This window comes from Sphingobacterium sp. JUb56 (assembly GCF_014191365.1).
GTDB classification, from domain to species: domain Bacteria; phylum Bacteroidota; class Bacteroidia; order Sphingobacteriales; family Sphingobacteriaceae; genus Sphingobacterium; species Sphingobacterium anhuiense.
Genome location: NZ_JACHWL010000001.1, coordinates 302,819 through 321,700 on the forward strand (window position 1 = coordinate 302,819; position 18,882 = coordinate 321,700).

At 39.3% G+C, this 18,882-nt stretch carries 10 protein-coding genes; 9 read left to right on the forward strand and 1 reads right to left on the reverse strand.

Annotated elements, in window-relative coordinates:
- Positions 1 to 199: 199 nt before the first annotated feature.
- Together FHR29_RS01145 and FHR29_RS01150 are read left to right on the forward strand one after the other, a co-directional pair.
- The gene (locus FHR29_RS01145; RefSeq protein ID WP_221197777.1) at positions 200 to 3,322 is read left to right on the forward strand and encodes a TonB-dependent receptor; all 3,123 of its coding nucleotides are present in this window, start codon (positions 200 to 202) and stop codon (positions 3,320 to 3,322) included.
- A gap of 52 nt (positions 3,323 to 3,374) precedes the next feature.
- On the forward strand, positions 3,375 to 4,904 hold the full coding sequence (locus FHR29_RS01150; protein ID WP_183911876.1) for a RagB/SusD family nutrient uptake outer membrane protein: 1,530 nt from the start codon (positions 3,375 to 3,377) through the stop codon (positions 4,902 to 4,904).
- Between the two features lie 70 nt (positions 4,905 to 4,974).
- On the opposite strand, the gene FHR29_RS01155 is transcribed toward FHR29_RS01150, so the two are convergent.
- On the reverse strand, positions 4,975 to 5,874 hold the full coding sequence (locus FHR29_RS01155; protein WP_132770242.1) for an AraC family transcriptional regulator: 900 nt from the start codon (positions 5,872 to 5,874) through the stop codon (positions 4,975 to 4,977).
- Positions 5,875 to 6,063: 189 nt separating this feature from the next.
- Here FHR29_RS01155 and FHR29_RS01160 point away from each other — a divergent pair, with 189 nt between their 5' ends.
- The 7 genes from FHR29_RS01160 (at position 6,064) to FHR29_RS01190 (ending at position 18,871) form a co-directional block, all read left to right on the forward strand.
- Positions 6,064 to 7,551: an alpha-L-fucosidase gene (locus FHR29_RS01160; protein ID WP_183911877.1), complete on the forward strand. Its 1,488-nt coding sequence runs from the start codon at positions 6,064 to 6,066 to the stop codon at positions 7,549 to 7,551.
- Between the two features lie 49 nt (positions 7,552 to 7,600).
- Positions 7,601 to 8,359, forward strand: a complete 759-nt coding sequence (locus FHR29_RS01165; protein ID WP_183911878.1) for an SDR family NAD(P)-dependent oxidoreductase — start codon at positions 7,601 to 7,603, stop codon at positions 8,357 to 8,359.
- 45 nt (positions 8,360 to 8,404) lie between these two features.
- A complete protein-coding gene (locus tag FHR29_RS01170) occupies positions 8,405 to 9,421 on the forward strand; it encodes a zinc-binding alcohol dehydrogenase family protein (protein ID WP_183911879.1) in 1,017 nt (338 codons plus the stop codon).
- A gap of 769 nt (positions 9,422 to 10,190) precedes the next feature.
- Positions 10,191 to 11,993 carry an alpha-L-fucosidase gene (locus FHR29_RS01175; protein WP_183911880.1) on the forward strand — a complete coding sequence of 601 codons (1,803 nt, stop codon included), beginning with the start codon at positions 10,191 to 10,193 and terminating at the stop codon, positions 11,991 to 11,993.
- A 156-nt stretch (positions 11,994 to 12,149) separates the two neighbouring features.
- Positions 12,150 to 13,931 carry an alpha-L-fucosidase gene (locus FHR29_RS01180; protein ID WP_183911881.1) on the forward strand — a complete coding sequence of 594 codons (1,782 nt, stop codon included), beginning with the start codon at positions 12,150 to 12,152 and terminating at the stop codon, positions 13,929 to 13,931.
- 507 nt (positions 13,932 to 14,438) lie between these two features.
- Complete coding sequence (locus FHR29_RS01185; RefSeq protein WP_183911882.1) at positions 14,439 to 15,770, forward strand: IPT/TIG domain-containing protein; 1,332 nt, start codon at positions 14,439 to 14,441, stop codon at positions 15,768 to 15,770.
- 17 nt (positions 15,771 to 15,787) lie between these two features.
- Positions 15,788 to 18,871, forward strand: a complete 3,084-nt coding sequence (locus tag FHR29_RS01190; protein ID WP_260291446.1) for a TonB-dependent receptor — start codon at positions 15,788 to 15,790, stop codon at positions 18,869 to 18,871.
- Positions 18,872 to 18,882: the final 11 nt, after the last annotated feature.

Consider the following 18,882-nt stretch of genomic DNA (forward strand, 5'->3'; position numbering starts at 1 on the left):
TTTAGGTCTACAAAAAAGCCTCTCAGATAATTTTTGAGAGGCTTTTGTTATGGTAAGAATTTTATAATCCTTACTAAACTTAAGTTTTTTTAAAGATGTTAATAATGCATGCAAATCGGGTAATATAACGTGTATTTGGGATAGATTAGTTTAATAATTTTAGGGTAACAAACCAGTTACATTATAAACCAATTTACCTATGTATTTATTCAAACCTATAATTCCTGGTGCATATCGCATGCAGGTATTTCTAAAAAAGACTACCATACCTTTGGTAGTACCGTTCTTTTTAAGCACGCTGTATCTTCCTGTTCATGCTGCATATGCAACAACTTATCAACAGCAGGTCTCCATCACTGGAACGGTTAAAGATGCGCGGGGTACAGTTCTTCCTGGTGTCACTGTTCAGGTTAAGAGAACTAATCAAACGGTTAAAACTGATGAACAAGGGCGCTTTAGTGTCAATGCTACCGCAAAAGATGTTTTGCATATTACCTCTGTTGGTTATGAGCCTCAGGATGTGGTGATCGGGGATGCAAAAACGTACAGTATCACTTTGCAGGAAGGTAGTGAGCAGATCGACGAAGTTGTGGTTGTAGGATACGGTACCCAGAAAAAAGTCAACCTTTCCGGGTCTGTGGCTAGTGTATCGGGCAAGACCATCACTGAGCGTCCGGTTCCTAATGTCCAAAACCTATTGCAGGGACGCATCGCCGGACTTGATGTGGTACAACCTACCGGTGAGCCTGGCAGGGACAATGGGAGCATGCGGATAAGGGGGCTTGGGTCGAGCGGAGCGTCACCCAACCCGCTCGTACTTATTGATGGAGTTGTTGGATCGATGTCCAACTTATCACCACAGGATATTGAAAATGTAACTGTTCTTAAAGATGCATCTTCCGCTTCTATATATGGAGCAAGAGCAGCTAATGGCGTTATTTTAGTTACCACAAAAAAAGGTAAGCTCGGAACCAGTAATATTGAATATACAGGAAACTGGGGGACCAGTGAAGCGACCAAATACCCAGATCTGATCACCAATTCGGTGACCTATATGGAGATGTACAATTCGGCAAGAGCCAGAAGCGGACAGCCAGCGGTATACACGCAGGCGCAGATCGATAGTTATAAAAATAATCCCAATAGCGCCGAATATCCAAACTTTGACTGGTTAGATCATGTACTCGGAAAAGGTCCTATTCAGAATCACAATCTCAGTGTTAACGGTGGAAGTGAGAAGAGTACGCACAATATCTCTCTCAATTATCTGGATCAGAATAGTATTACCAAAGGATATCTTTATAAAAGATATAATGGTCTAACAGATTATACCAACCAGGTTCACAAAAGGATAAAAGTAGGTACTAATGTCAACTTTTCCTATCAGGATTTTAAAGCGCCCTGGTTGACCAACGATGACCTGTTATTATTGGCCTATGCGGCTGCACCTACATTTTCGCCTTGGTTACCAGATGGTAGCGGTAGATCGGCCGGTCGCGATTATATGAGTACAGGCGGGACTAACCGTACGCCAGAGGAAGTGTACAATACAGGTGCACAGCTGACCAAAAATTACAATGTCAATGCGCAGGCGTTTGTGGATGTCGACCTTATGGAAGGATTGAAATGGTCTTCAAAGGCAGCGTTTACGTTTTATAATCAGGAATATAAACAGCGCCAGTTTGGTAGCCCTGCCTACGCCTTTCATCCCAACGATAAAGGCGAATATGAGCAGTCGGGAAATGGTAATCCAACTTTTAATGGGCTTAGACAATCGTCTGACCGTAATATTACCAAAACATTTTACTCGACATTAAACTATGTAAAGACGATAGCTGAAGATCATAATATCAGTGTGTTGGGAGGATATGAACAGCAGGATAATAGAAGTACTACAATAGGAGGCGGACGCTATAGTTTTCCTAACAATGTTCTTATGGAACTGGACGGAAGTTCTCCTAAAGATCAAACCTTGAATGGTAGTTCTTTTGAATGGGCGCTCAAGTCTTTTTTTGGAAGGGCAAACTATGACTACAAAGGAAAGTATTTCTTGGAAGGTAATATTCGTTATGATGGAACCTCGCGGGTAGGACCAAAATATAGATGGGGAACATTTGGTGGAGGGTCTGCCGCTTGGCGCATCTCAGAAGAAGATTTTATTAAAAATAATGCAACTTGGCTGGATAATCTGAAACTGCGTGCTTCTTATGGTGCGTTGGGAAATCAGGAAATAACAAGAGATGGGAATCTCGATTATTATCCTTACCAGAATATCCTTTCCAGTACAACCTATACATTCGCAGATCTAGAAGCTGGTGTTATGAAGAGGCGTCTTGTTGAGAATAATTTACGCTGGGAGAAAACAGCGATTACCGACATTGGTTTAGATGTTGATATTTACAAAGGGCTCTTTGGTGCAACCATCGACTGGTACAATAAAAATACGACGGATATCCTGGAAACAAGAACGGATGTTCCGGCTAGTATGGGTTTAATGCCTCCGATCATCAATGCAGGGGCTATGGTGAATAAAGGAATAGAAATTGAGCTGAGACATCAGAATCAGATAGGTGAATTCAATTACGGTGCTAATGTGATCTTCAACCGTTACCGCAATAAAGTGACTAATAGATTGGCCGAGACTTTAGGAACGATTGAAATTGGTCAGCCTTATAATAATTTCTTCCTATACGATTGGATCGGCATCTTTCAGAGTCAGGCTGATATCGACAATTCACCGAAACAGCCAAATTCTGGTGCAGTTAAACCTGGTGACCTGAAGATGCGAGATGTGGACGGTAATGGAAGTATCGGTCCAGAAGATCGCATCCGGATCAGTAGATTCCCGGATTACAGTTATTCTTTCAATGTCTATGCAGGTTGGAAAGGATTTAATCTAAGTGCATTCTTTCAGGGCGTACAAGGACAAAAGGTGCAGGTTAGCCAATGGGGTTACGATCCTTTTATGCAGGGATCAGCACCACCGACGAGATTTTTGGATGCATGGACACCGACCAATCCGAGTAACACCGTTCCGGCAGTGTACCTGTCAGGTTATGCCGGCGTATCGGGATACCCGTCAACCTACTTCTTGCAAGATGCATCTTACTTACGGTTGAAAAATCTATACCTATCTTATACTTTTCCTGAGTCCATTACCAAACGTATAGCGGCTAAAGGAATTACGGTGTATGTATCGGGCGACAATTTGATCACCTGGACAAAATACGAAGGTAATGATCCGGAAAGATCGGGTTCTGGAAGATTTGCGCAATTCCCGCAGCTTAAGATGTATACAGCAGGAATCAAGATTAAATACTAATCTAACCTCTTGAGATAATAAAAAAACGAATATTGATATAAAAATAGCAACAATGAAAGCAAAATATACCAGCATATCTTTGATCGCAGTTTTCGTGATCGGTATGCTTAGCTCTTGTAACAAAGACTTTCTGGATAAAGATCCGACTACAGCTATTGACGGAGGAGCCTTTTGGACTTCCGATACAGATGTGAAGTTGGCTGTAGCGGGCGTATATAGAAGATTGCAGTCTGGTTTTTATGGCCAGGGTAAATTATGGTTGGATACCTATTCGGATAATGCACTGGATCGCCATAGTTTTTATGGCTTTGGAGATTTGACCCAGGGTATCGTCAACTCGACTAACGTCACCGGCACATTTTATAATACACCTTACGAAGGGATTGCGGGATGTAATTTTTTCTTAGATAATATTGATAAGGCGCCAAGTAGCGATGCTCAAAAAGCAGTGTATAAGGCTGAGGTTAGATTTATCAGGGCGATGTTTTACTTCGACCTGGTACAGGCATTTGGCGGGGTGATCCTGTATGAGACTGAGCCAAAGACTGTGGATGAAAGTAAAATCGTCCAGAGTTCGAAAGAAGATGTGCTGAAGTTTATTCACAGTGAACTTGATTATGCCATCACCAATCTGCCCAATTTAGCATATACAGATGGCCATGCCGTAAAAGGGAGTGCGCAGGCCTTAAAAACCCGCGTGTATCTTTATCAGCAAAATTGGCCTTTGGCAGCAAGTACAGCGAATGACATCATTACAGGGGGTAAATTTCAGATCTATCAAGGTGGGTACCAGAATCTCTTTTTCACACCTACGCAAAAGGACAATCCAGAAATTATATTTTCAACGAAATATTCGGCACCCAACAATCCACAGGGTGGTGAGGGTTTATTGGTCGAAGTCGGCTGGTATGGCAGTATAGCACCTTACCAAAATCTGGTCGATGCTTATGAAATGTCCAATGGTAAAATGATTAATGAAATGGGCTCAGGTTATGTGGCATCAGACCCCTACAGCAATCGTGATCCGCGTTTAAAATTTACGATCAAAGTGCCGACTGAAGAATATATTAATCCGGATGGATCAGTATTTGAAGAGTCAGATCCGTTATTGACGACTTATGTTCAGAAAAAATATGTAGATCTGTCGATGTTGCCGTTCAACAGAACGAAGACACCGCTGACGGATCAGAACATCATCCATACCCGTTATGCCGATGTTTTACTGATGTATGCCGAGGCTAAAAATGAAGTGAGCGGTCCTGACCAAAGTATCTACAAAGCGTTGAATGAAATCCGGGAAAGAAAAAGTGTCGGTATGCCGAAGGTAAATGAGGCCGTGTACAATACCAAAGACAAGTTACGTGATTTTATCTTGCATGAGAGACGGATAGAATTGGCCTTGGAAGGACACCGTTATTACGATCTTAAACGTCGTAATCAAATGGAAACTGTTCTTTCTAAAATTAAAAATCCGGGCGGGGTACAATTGAAATTCGGTGAGAAGAATAATGTTTTACCTTTTGCGCAGGATGAATTGGATAAAAATAAACAACTGAAACAAAATGATGATTACACGCCGTAATCCCTAAACCTTCATGTTCGATATGACCATGAAAAGCCCCCTGATATTATTTTCAGGGGGCTATTTTAGTTTACAGGTTATGGCCTCTTACTGATGAGGACATATATTTACCTCGGTATTCCCGAGGTGTTAATCCTTTGAATTTTTTGAAAAACTTGTTGAAATTTGAAAGACTATTGAAACCGCAATCGTACGCCAGATTGTTTACCCGGTAATCTTCCTGTGTCAGCAGTTTGCAGGCATGTCCGACACGTACTTCATTGACAAATTCTACGAAGGTTTTTTGCGTTCTACTTTTGAAATAACGGCAGAAAGATTGCTTATTCATATAGATCATTTCCGACACGTCTTCCAGATGAATCTCTTTAGCAAAATTATTGAAAATATGCTTCAAAATAATATCCATACGGTCATTGTCCTTCAGCTGATAGGTATTGGTATAACCTGCTCCAGTGAGTAAGTCGTATTCTTTAGTCTCACTCAGTATCTGCAGTATTTTAGTCAAGAGGTTCAAACGGGTGAGTACGTCAACTTCATCTGCTAATTGGATCAATAGAGTTTTTATCTGCAATTTGGTTTTACCTTTAAAGCGCATACATCGTTTACTCAGCTGAAAAAAATCAGCAAGTGTTTTGACGTTTCCGAATTGGGAAATAATCTTAATAATCTTATCCGGATGAAAAAATAGGGTCACAGATTTAGCTTGATTTTCATTCTCTGAAGCGATGAAATACTCTTTACTATTGTGCCAGACATGAGGAATGTTAGAACCTACCAAAATGAGATCATCTTGGCTAAAACTTTCAATGCTGTCACCGATCATTCTGGTGCCCTCACTTTTAACGACATAATTTATCTGACATTCTTCATGAAAATGAAATAGCGTTGAGAAATAAGGCGAGTTGACGATTTTGGTGTCAAACACATCATTTTCTTTACCTTCTAATATTTTAGCTGGAACTGGTTTCATAATATCTAGCTACCTTTAATATGATCTCGAAGCAATGCTCTATTGCTGCTATATTAAAGTTTGGTTTTTTAAATATGCTAATATAGCGTATAAATTGGTGAATTGCCAATTGGTTTTTAATTTTTTAAGCCTTTAACTTAGTGATCATATAAACCAGAATAAAATCTTAAGTGTATAATTATTTTTAATATGGCATCAATAGGAAAAAAAAGACTTTACTCCAAGTTGAAGATTGGAAAGTTAGGACTTTTGTTAAGTACAATCTCGATGCTGTCGGGTAATGTTCAGGGACAAGAAAATAAGAGTTTGTATACTTTACAGTCAGATTTTGTCGATCTGAGATTTGGGGTTATGATGCATTTTAATATGGGAACATTTACCGATGAAGAATGGGCTTCCCCCAATCACGATCCTAAGAAATTTAATCCGACCGAGCTTGACTGCAATCAATGGGCTGATGCATGTAAAGCTGCAGGTATGAAGTATGCTATTTTAACCACAAAACATCATGACGGATTTTGTCTATGGGACTCTAAGTATACGGATTATGATGTCGCAAGTAGTCCCTACAAAAAAGATGTTGTAAAAGAATATGTGGATGCATTTCGTAGTCGGGGTATAAAGCCTTGTTTATATTTTTCCATTTGGGACCGTCACAATGGTGTTGAAAACGGAGGGCTGAAAGAAGAGCAGTTAATACTGAATCAACTCACGGAGCTCTTAACAAATTATGGAGAGATCCCGCAAATTATCTTCGATGGATGGAATTGGAAAATGGGTCATACCCTTATTTCTTATCAACGCATCTATGATCATGTTAAAAAATTACAACCCAATTGCCTTATATCTGAACATAATGGCAACAGTAATTTTCAAACGGATTTGATTTATTATGAAGGACCAAAAGGGGTATTTCCTCCTGGAAATAATGTGTTTGCTTCGCAGATGGCTTTGACGATGACCAACGGCTGGTTTTGGCATGAAGATTCACCTAAGAATGTCAAAAGTCTGGACTATACGCTGGATAAGCTACAGCGTCTTGAACCGCTATATTGCAATTTCATGCTCAATATAGCGCCTAATCGTAAGGGTCTTTTTGATAAAGAGGTAGTCGATCGCTTGGTCGAAATTGGAAAAAGATGGAAACCGGATACCTCCCGTTTACCGCTACCGGCACAGCCCGAAACCGTGAATAGTTACATTTTACCTGTGGCAATTACCGCTACTGCTGGTAAAGCAGTCACCCAGCCAGCACCTCCAGCAAATGATGGCTCGCCGATCGCAGAACTGCTGACCCAGACCACTGCAAACGTGATGATCGATGGATGTAGTGACGAGATTCCTGATAACGGCGGGTTTTCTCCTTTTCAGACTTATTGGGAATTTGCTCCTCATAAATCCCGTTCCCTTGTCCTTGATCTGGGAACAGCCAAAGATATAAGGAAGCTGTATTATCTACCGGCACGCTGGTTAGGTTATAATGGGATAATAACTAAATATATGATCTCCACAAGTTTGGATGGTCAAAACTTTAAAAAGATAACGGAAGGGAAGTGGCAGAAAAACACCAATTTAAAGATATCGGATTTTGCTTCAGTAAAAACGCGTTATGTGAAATTTGAGATTGTAGAATCTGTGGGAGAAGCCATTGTCAGTGAAATTGGCGTTGGAAACTGATTATGATATAAGTTTTAGAAGAATTTAAATTAATTAAAATAATACAATTATGTTAACAGCATTTTCATTAAAAGGCAAGACAGCCTTAATAACAGGTGGCGGAACAGGTATTGGATTTGGAATAGCAAAAGCAATGTTGGAGGCGGGTGCGAGAGTGGTCATTGTAGGCCGTCGAGAAGAAACGCTACAACAGGCACAACTCGAATTAGGTGGGGATGTTCATTATTTTGTATTTGATCTAGCCATTACAGAAGCTATTCCTGGATTGATAGATCGTATAGAATCTGCAGTAGGACAAATTGATATTTTGGTCAACAATGCAGGTGTTCATTTAAAAAAATATGCATTGGATACATCTGATGCTGAATTTGAAAAAATTATTCAGACCAATGTGATCAGTGTATTTAGCCTAAGCAGGTCGTGTGCTGCTAAAATGGTAGAAAGAAAAGATGGTGTTATTTTATTTATTGGCTCTATGACCGGAATGTTTGGTATGGATCGTGTATCGGCCTACGGCACTTCTAAAACTGCTTTGACTGGTTTGATGCAAAATCTGGTCACTGAATTTTCGAAATATAATGTTCGGGTCAATACGTTAGTTCCGGGATGGATAGAAAGTCCGATGTTTTTTAAAGCTATAGGCGATGATCCGCAACGAAAAGAAAAGATTGTCAATCGGATTGCTATGGAAGGGTTTGGAAAACCTGAAGATGTGGGGAATGCCGCTGTTTTCCTTTCCTCTCCAGCAGCACGTTATATTACCGGAGTTTTATTGCCCATTGATGGTGGGGCGACTGTTAATTTTTAACGTTCAGATTTAGATTGTCTAATTTATAGATTATAAAAGAAAAACATGAAAGCAATTATATTGCATGAACCAGGCCGGTTCGAATATATTACCAAAGAAAAGCCATCAGATCTTAAACCTGATGATGTATTGTTGAAGATAAAGAAAGTGTCGATCTGTGGTACCGATCTGCATGCCTACAAAGGCAAGCAACCTTTTTTTACTTATCCTCGTATTTTAGGGCACGAAGTATCTGCCGAGATTATCGCATTAGGAAGTGAAGTGAAAGGACTTAAGGTTGGAGATAAGTGCACAGTTGAGCCTTATCGTAATCTGGTAGAAGATCAGGCTGTGCGCAAGGGAAAAACTAATTGTGGAAGTACGTTAACCGTATTGGGCGTTCATGAGGACGGTGCAATGCAGGAATACATTACCTATAAAGCTGCTAATGTACATCTCACAGAAGGACTTGATGATGATCAGGTTTCATTGGTTGAACCGCTGGCGATTGGTGCTCATGCCGTGGACCGTGCTCAGATCTTGCACGACGACACTGTTCTGGTGATCGGTGCCGGCCCTATCGGATTGGGCGTTGCTGCTATCGCACGCTTGTCGGGAGTGAAAGTTGCGGTTGTGGATTTGTTGCAAGGCAGGCTGGATTTTATTAAGCATAAATTTCCTGAAGTAGAAACCATCTTATTGTCAGATCATACTGAAGATGCTATCAAAAATGCTTTTCAAGGAGAGTTACCGACTATGCTGTTTGATGCAACGGGTAGTAAAGTATCTATGGAAAACTCCTTTAACCTCATTGCTCAAGGGGGAACGATTGTTTTTGTAGGATTATTTGTAGGTACAGTTACCTTTGATGACCCTAATTTTCATCGGAAAGAAATTACATTAAAAGCAAGCCGCTCTGCCCGGGCTCAAGACTTTAAGAAAGTAATCCAATTGCTACAAGCGGGACTTATTGATACGGAGGGATACATTACCCACCGTATTCCATTCGATCATCTTATTGATGACTTTGAAACTTTGTATCAACCAGACCAAAATCTGATTAAGGCTGTTATCGATTTTTAATTTATTACTGAAGAGAGCATGTGAAATAGGAACTGTCCCAGAAAGTTAGCTGCTTTCTGGGACAGTTTTTTTTCTGGGCATGGTATATTTTTAAAATATCACTAATAAGTTTTAACGCAGAGCTTCACTTAATATAGAAAGAGCTCGGGAATCAGCATGTTAATCAGAAACAGCAAAGCTTTAAAATTGTAGAAACCAAAAGAAGATTTCAACGGATAATTACTGTACAGATACAGTATGTTTGGAAATGATCTTATGGAAATTTCAAATAGGGTTATATTTTAAGCTTGCATATATCAAAATAAAAATGGGGTAGAATAATGGATTATTGGGCTGCACCAGCTGATCATAAAAATTATTGTAAACGACTGATAATTTGACTATAGCAGTAATGATAAAAATTGACCGGCCAGTTGTTGTAGTTATTGACGGAAAATCTGCTTATTTATGTTTCGCGACGGAATGTTACTGGAGGAAAAGTGTTAGAAAGTTATGTTTAATGATTGATTGGAATGAAGGAAATTAACGTTGAATAATTTTTAAAATATAGCAAAAAAAAAGATTAGTCATTGTAAAAAATATAGCGTTACCCATTCCAAACTTTCTTGTTAATGTAGAGCGTTTTAATATCGTTGTCAGCGAATTTATAGAAGCGGAAAATATAATGATATATTATATGGAGCAGAGTTAACATAGTGTTAGTATTGGTTAATATTGCTTAAATGAAGGGGCCTCATTTACGATACCTTTGGTATATAACCTCTAAAATATGATTAAAAAAATAAGCAGTGCAAGTTTTTCGTTGAAGCTCATTATTTCCATTATTATTGGTGGATTATTTTTATCAATAAATTCGAATGCACAAGAAATGGATAAAATGTGGGGAGAGCGTGATCAAAAAGTAAAGATAGATCAAACGATTTCTATAAAAGGTAAACGCTTTAGGGAAGGGAAGTACGCCATGTTTGTTCATTGGGGTTTATATTCACACTTTGCAAACAAGTGGGACGGGAAGACCTATTACGGAATCGGAGAATGGATGATGAATGAAAATATGGCCAACCTTACAACTGAAAAATATGTTCCTGTGGCAAAAGAATTTAATCCAATCGATTTTGATGCCAAGAAATTAGTGCAATTGGCCAAAGATGCAGGGATGAAATATATTATCATTACTGCCAAACATCATGATGGATTTGCTATGTACGATTCCAAAGTAAGTGATTTTAATATTGTGAAAGCTACTCCTTTTAAAAGAGATCCGATGAAGGAATTGTCTAAAGCTTGTGCGGATGCTGGACTTGGTTTTGGCTTTTATTATTCCCATAATCAAGATTGGACTACTCCTTATGGAACGGTGTATGGTAAGAATGATGGTCTGGATCCTACATCATATGAAAGCTATTTCCGAAATAAATGCTTACCACAGGTAGAAGAAATCACTAGGAACTATGGGCCGATAGAGCTTGTCTGGTTTGATACTCCTGGAAATATGAAAAAGGAATTTGTAGAAGAACTGGTGGCTGTAGTTCGTAAGAATCAACCAAATGCATTTGTTTCAGGACGGGCTGGACATGATCTTGGGGATTATAATACCTTGGGAGATATGGAAATTCCTGTAGAAAATGAGGAAGGCTTATGGGAGACTGTAGATGTTACGAATGACGCTTGGGGATACGCTTGGTACGATGAAAATTGGAAAAGTCCAAATGAAATATTAGAACGCTTAATATCGACGGTGGCTAGGGGAGGAACCTACATGCTTAATGTAGGGCCTAATGGAAAAGGTACTGTTCCACAGCCTGCTCAAAAATCTTTACAGGCTGCAGGAGAATGGTTGAAAAGATATCCGCAGGTTGTGTATAATGGTGAAGGATCACCTTGGAGACATGCGTTGCCTTGGGGGGATGTGATTCAGCAGGGAAGTAAACTTTATCTGTGTGTATATGAGTGGCCAGCTACCGGAAAACTGTATCTACCGGGCTTAAAGAATAAGATTGAAAAGAGCAGGTTATTGAAAGGGGGGCAATCAGAAAAACTAAAAACTGTACAGAATGGGGGATGGACTGTGGTTCATATCCCTTACGAAAGAGCAGATAAGTTGGTTTCTGTTATCGAATTGGATCTGGATGGTAAAGCGAATGTAAATCCTGTTCTGGGGCTAGACCCAGGAATGATGACTGAGCTGACCACCGATTTTGCCTCGGCGCAACAAAGTAAGCAGTATAAGAAAGGATGGATGGAAAAATTCGGTGAATGGAAACATATTAACCAAATCACCGAATGGGAGAATAATGGCAGTGCGATCTGGAAAGTTGAGGTTTTAAAGCCAGGTTATTACCAAGTGGATTTAAGTTATAGTGGTGCAGGAAAAGTGGTGTGGCGTGTCGAACATAACGAAGGTGTTCAAATTCAAAATCAACAAAACTCGTCAGCAATATACGCTAAGCATCCTATTGGTTGGATGAATTTTGAGAAGGCAGGTATATATGATATTAAAGTGAGTTTGGTTGAAGGTAAGCGAAAAGAGGCAAGCTTAAACGGTATCAGCTTTACTCCAATAATATTTTAGAAGACAAAAGATACTATCTAAAGTTATTAAACAAATTGGTATGCAGGTTAATCGTTTTCAGTACTGATAAGTATATATGATAGAATTGGTCCTAGAAAAAACTGTATACGAATATTGTGCATTGTATAACCCTTTAAAGTTAAACTTAGTAAAGTGATGAAGAAAATAATAAAATTATTAATGACCTCCTTAGGCCTTTTCGTATGTATAACTGTACAAGGACAATGGTCAATATTGAACAATGATCCGAGATATGATGAAAAAGAATATTTTGTATATCAAAAATTTACAGAGGAAGAGTGGAATAAAAGTAATTTTGCGACAGCAAACCAGATGGCATGGTTTACTAATGCCAGGTATGGTATGTTTGTGCATTTTGGACTTAATTCCTTTGTTAAGAAAGATATGAGTTGGCCAATTGTATATAATAGAAAAATGCCTGACAATGGTCATGGTAATTATCCAGATAGTGCATGGCAGATCGAATGGCCGTCTAAATTCAAATTGGAGAAATTTAATGCTCGAGAGTGGGTGGAAATTGCAAAGCGGTCGGGAATGAAGTACATTACTATCGTCGTGAAGCATCATGATGGTTTTCATATGTGGGATACTGAATTTTCAGACTTCAAGATTACTAATACGCCCTTTGGACGTGATTATTTGAAAGAGTTAGTCGATGCATGCCATGAAGCTCAATTACCGGTGGGTTTATACTATTCTCAACGGGATTGGTACCATCCGGATTATGAACCTGTAGATATGAGCACAGCTCGGTCTATTTCTGGTCCACCATTCTATGAAGCGCTACCAGGGAAAAAGGTGACGGCAGGAAAGAAGCATAAAAAATATATTGAATACCAATTTAACGTAGTTCGTGAGCTGCTCACTAAATATGGTAAGATTGATATCTTTTGGTTCGATGCTACTTATTGGGGAGGAATGTTTACAGCTGATATGTGGGATTCTGAACGGTTAACCCGCATGATACGGGAGTTGCAACCAGAAATTGTGATCAATAATCGCGCAAGTCTTCCTGGTGATTTTGATACGCCCGAGCAACGAATAGGGATGTATCAGAATAGACCATGGGAAAGTGCAATGACACTTAATGGTAGCTGGGGTTTTGATCCAGATCATAAAATAAAAACAACAAAAGTATTAATTCAAGAAATGTTGATGGCTGCAAGTGGAAATGGTAACGTCCTTATGAGCTGGGGCGCAAAATTTGATGGAGAGTATGATCATGCGCAAAAGGATACGCTTTTGAAAATTGGAGATTGGCTTAAGCAGAACGGTGACTACTACTATGGAACCAAAGGCGGACCGTGGATGCCAAGTAAAAATTATGGTGCAGTGTACAAAGGAAATAAAGTATTTATTTATCTTTTTAATTCTTTTGAAAATGGACTGAAACTCTCGAAACTAACAAAAAGCAAGTTGAAAAAAATTCGATATGTGTCAGATGGTAAACCTATTTTGTGGAAACAACAATCTGATAATTATGTGCTTAGTTCACTAAGAAAGAAGGATGCGATCGTAGATATTATAGAATTGGAATTTGATTCACCCATCCAAGAAATACTACAAGAAAAAAAATATTCAATTTTTGATTCGCCCAGCTATGGTAATATGATAAAAGAGGTTAATGTTGAAGCTGGGAAGTTTGCTAAAGATGGGCTTTCTATCGATTTGAAACAAGTTCGGGAGTTGACTGGAGTGGGAATTTATGGTGGTTCGAAAGATGTTGAAATTCAAATTTCTACAGATGGTAAGAAATGGGAGAAAATTATTGTTAAAGGTTATGGTGATAAACAAGAAATTAGTTTAAATACATTTATGACAGGTGTTCAAGTTCCTGGTAAACCTGTTCAGTACATGAGAATTAAAGCATCAGCTAATGAGAAATTAACTATGAGAATTTATGCTAAGTATGAGTAAGAAATTATTGGTGCTTTTTTTCTTAGGTTTATGTTTTTAATGTAAATCAATTAACCCTTAATCCGAACTTGAAACCACAAAATACAGGCTGGTAGCGTACCAGTGTCAATTTTAGTTTAATAGGCTATTCCTCCAAAGGAATAGCCTTTTTTTGTGTTCACAATTTTTCTTACTTATGACCGTATTAATGTCTTTAAAAACCTGTAATATACATCTTTTTGAGAGATGTATACATCTTTTAAGCTCTTATGTCCAGTAACTTAGGTGTTGTAAACCAATTCATGATAACCAAATTATTTGAGATGAAAAGTCACTTTTTTCACTTGCACCAATTTTTGTAAGGTCTATTTATTAGCCATTGCTTTTGTCGAGGTAAAGGCTAGGAAATCATCCTGACTTAGAAATGAGTATTTGTATAAGTAAGTAGATAATCTATGATTATGCTATAAGGGGATGCTATTTTCTAAAAATTAATTCTATAACCAATTTAAATTTAACCAAATGAGCATGCCAAGTTATTTTCAGCCGATCAGGTTGTTGTTCATTATTGCATTTGCCTTCACCTGGAGCTCCTGTGATAAGAATAAAGAAGAGGAATCAGATTATGATCCCAGTCGTCCAGTTGTACTGGCTAAATTTTATCCCGAATCGGGAGGATATGCAACAAAAGTAATCATCAGCGGTGAGAACTTTGGAACTGACACCTCAAAAATTAAAGTCTATTTTAATGAAAAAAAGGCGAGTATTGTGGGTACAAATGGAGAGCAATTGTACGTTGTAGTACCAAAGCTTCCCGGAGAGATCTGCACGGTAAAAGTTGACGTAGACGGCAAGAGTCAATCTTTTAAAGAAACCTTCCAATATGCTTCTTCCTACACGATTACAACCGTAGCAGGAAAATACGGGGGTACAGCCACAACCATGATCGATGGAAATTTAGCAGAAACGGAATTTAACGATCGTTTAGCTTTTTTAGTCACCGATACAGAGGGTAACCTTTTTGGTACGCAGCATGGAAGTGGCCAATTGATTTTTATGCTCAATGAAGACAAAAACATTTCCAAAAAGCTTTTAGTGGTTAACAGTGCGCAAGGTGATCCTCAAGTTCCAACAATCAATCCCGCAAATGGAAAAATCTATGTGCCCTCTGCCGCAAATTCCTGGTATTATGAATTTGACCCGGAGCTACAGTGGTCAAGCAGACAGCAGCAGATATTAAATCCGACCGATGCGGATAAAAATTTTACCCCTATCGATTGGAAGCTTTCATTAGCTTTTAATCAAGAGGATGGATATGTCTACACCAGGTCTTGGTTAGGTGAATTTGTAAGGTTTAATCCAAAGACTCGAGTGGGAGAGTTAGTGGCTTCACCAAAAACAGCCGGAGTACTTCCTGATCCCTTATTTGTAGATATGGATTCTTATCATGTTTTTGATCCTAATAACCAAGATGTGATTTACGTTGCCTATCAGCCAAGACATTGCATTTACTCTTTCAATATAAAAACACTCGAGCATAAACTAATTGCAGGTACATCTGGTGTCGCCGGCTACAATGATGGGCCAGCCACAAATGCAGAATTTAACAATCCAAGACAAATGACTGTAGACAGTGAGGGAAATATCTATGTTGCTGATGCAGGAAATCATTGTATCCGTAAAATCAGTAACGGTATGGTAACAACTGTAGTAGGGCAGGGTGGCGTAGCTGGATATGTGGACGGCTCTGCTGATGAAGCTTTATTGAATAATCCATGGGGAGTTGCGGTTGATAAAAATGATGATGTATATGTTGCGGATCGCGGTAACAGAGTGATCAGAAAGCTGTCATTTAAATAGAGAATTTTAAACTGAATATGATGAAGCGAATAATAATATTGCATGTATTTCTCCTGACATTTGTAGGTCAAATGTTAGCGCAAACAGCAAAGGATCAAATAACGGTTTCCGGTTTTGTGAAAACAAGCGATGAAGCTGTACTTCAGGGCGTGTCAGTCATACTGAAAGATAAACCAGTTGGTACCAGTACAGATCGCGAAGGAAAGTTTAGCATAAAAGCAAGCAAGGGCGATATCGTGATCTTTTCGATGATCGGTTATAAAAAGAAAGAACATTATGTTTCCGATGCGGTTAAAGATCTGAACATTATACTGGGCGTGGATACAGAACTGGAAGAGGTGGTGGTTACCGGATTGGGTGCTACACAACGGAAAGTAACTCTAACAGGTGCAGTTACCACCGTAAATGTCAAGGAGCTGCAGACACCTGCTACCAACTTGGTCAATATGCTGGGCGGACGTGTTCCTGGTGTAATTTCCATGCAGAAGAGCGGTGAACCAGGAAAAAATATTTCAGAATTTTGGATTAGAGGGATTGGTACTTTTGGAGCTAATTCAGGAGCACTTGTTCTCATTGACGGTCTTGAGGGGAATCTCAGCACCATCGATCCTGCAGACGTTGAGAGTTTCTCAGTGCTGAAAGATGCTTCTGCTACCGCTGTTTATGGTGTTCGTGGTGCCAATGGAGTGGTTTTGGTGACTACAAAGCGAGGTGTTTCGGATAAAATGAATATCAATGTTAGGGCTAATACTACCATCTCCCAGTTACATAATATGCCAGAATATCTGCGCGCCTATGATTATGCTAAACTAGCAAATGAGGCTAAAATGGCTAGAGGTGATTCACCTTTGTATTCGGATCTTGAACTCGATGTGATTAAGTATGGACTGGATCCTGATCTGTATCCGGATGTCAACTGGCGTGATGAAATATTAAAAAAGTATTCCAATCAAAATACTCTTTATGCAAGTGCCCGTGGTGGTGGTAATCTAGCCCGTTATTTCTTGAGCCTGGGTACCAGTAATGAATCTGCAGCTTATCGCAATGCGCCAGACAGTAAGTACTTTAAGGATGTGCACTACAATACTTATAATTATCGTGCAAATATTGATATGAATTTGGGTAAGGCATCCACGCTTTATTTTGGAGCTGATGGATTTTTATCAAATAACACGCAACCTGGTAATGCCAATACTGATTTTCTCTGGAGTGCACAATCTAAATTGACACCCCTTACTATTCCAACGCGATATTCATCAGGTCAATTACCAGCATTTGGCCCAGATGATGCTTATTCACCTTATGTGATGTTGAATTATACTGGTTTGGCATCTATCAATACCTATAGAGGGAATTATACACTTGCTTTTAACCATGATTTTTCATCCTATTTTATAAAAGGACTGAAATTCCGGGCCCAGGGTGCTTTTCAGAACAATACGGAACATGCTGAAACACGCTCGGTCATGCCCGATATGTTTTATGCCGCAGGAAGAAATGCCAATGGTGAGCTGTTGCTGACCAAAAAGATTGCCAAATCGGGAACAGCTTACAGTGAAACAAAAAATTACCAAGCACGTAATTACCACTTTGAAAGTAATCTGACTTATTCAACTGAAATAGCGGAAAAGCATCGTATTTCTGCACTAGGTTATTATTACATGAGTGATAATAAGGCTTCAGGACACCTTACAGGTATGGCGGCTATTCCTAAGCGTTACCAGGGAATTTCGAGCAGACTTTCCTATAGCTTCGATGACACCTATATGATCGACGGTAATTTTGGCTACACGGGATCTGAAAATTTTGAACCGGGAAAACAGTTCGGATTTTTTCCTTCTGTATCGGGAGGTTGGGTTCCTACTGCCTACAAATGGGTCGATGAAAAATTACCTTGGCTAGATTTTTTTAAAATCAGAGCTTCTTATGGAATGGTCGGTAATGATCGTATCAGTAATACCAGGTTTCCATACCTCACAATCATAAATGAAGGTAGTATTGCTGGATGGGGCGGTACGGGAGGTATTACAGAAAGCTCGATCGGTGCCGATAATCTGGCCTGGGAAAAGGCTAAAAAGTTTGATCTAGGGATAGAAGGGAAATTGTTTGGAGACCGTCTGAGTTTTGTGGTCGATTTCTTTGAGGATCAGCGTGACGGTATCTACCAGCAACGGGTTCAGATTCCTGAATATGTAGGGCTTATAGCGATGCCTTTCGGAAATGTGGGCAGGATGAAAAGCTATGGTTCTGACGGAAGTATCAGTTACAACCAGCGTGTCAGTGAAAACATGAGTTTTACTGTGAGGGGTAATTTTACAGTTGCAAAAAATAAGGTGCAGAACTGGGAAGAGGCATTTCCACTGTACGATTACCAAAAAATTACGGGCAATCCGCATAACATCGAACGCGGTTATATTTCTATGGGTCTTTTCAGAGATGATCTGGATATCGCCAACAGTGCCGATCAGTCCGGATTTGGGAAATACCTTCCCGGAGATATCAAATATAAGGATGTGAACGGTGATGGTACAATCAACACGGATGACCGCGTGCCGATTTCTTACTCCAATTATCCACGTCTTATGTACGGATTCGGAGGTGAGTTTATGTATAAAAAATTGACCATAGGTCTTTTGTTTAAAGGGACAGGAAATACTGATTTTTATCATGTCGGTAAGGGATTTGATGTGGGTTATATACCATTTCAAGGAGAAAAACTGGGTAATGTGTTGACTACAGTTGCAGATCCTGCTAATCGCTGGACACCGGCGAGTATATCTGGTGATCCTGCTACTGAAAATCCGGATGCCCGTTTTCCACGCCTTAGCTATGGCAATAACACCAATAACTCACAATTGTCTACTTTCTGGAAAGGAAATTCTAAATACTTAAGGTTGCAGGAGGTTAATGTCAACTATAATTTTGCTACACCTTTTTTGAATAAGAGCATCGGTATTAATTCCATTGATTTTTCGCTTGTGGCTTCTAATCTTTTTGTTTGGGACAAAGTTGATATGTGGGATCCAGAACAGGCCGACCGAAATGGTCTGGTTTACCCAATTCCACGCAGATTTTCTTTTCAGCTTTATTTTAACCTCTAATTACAATTACT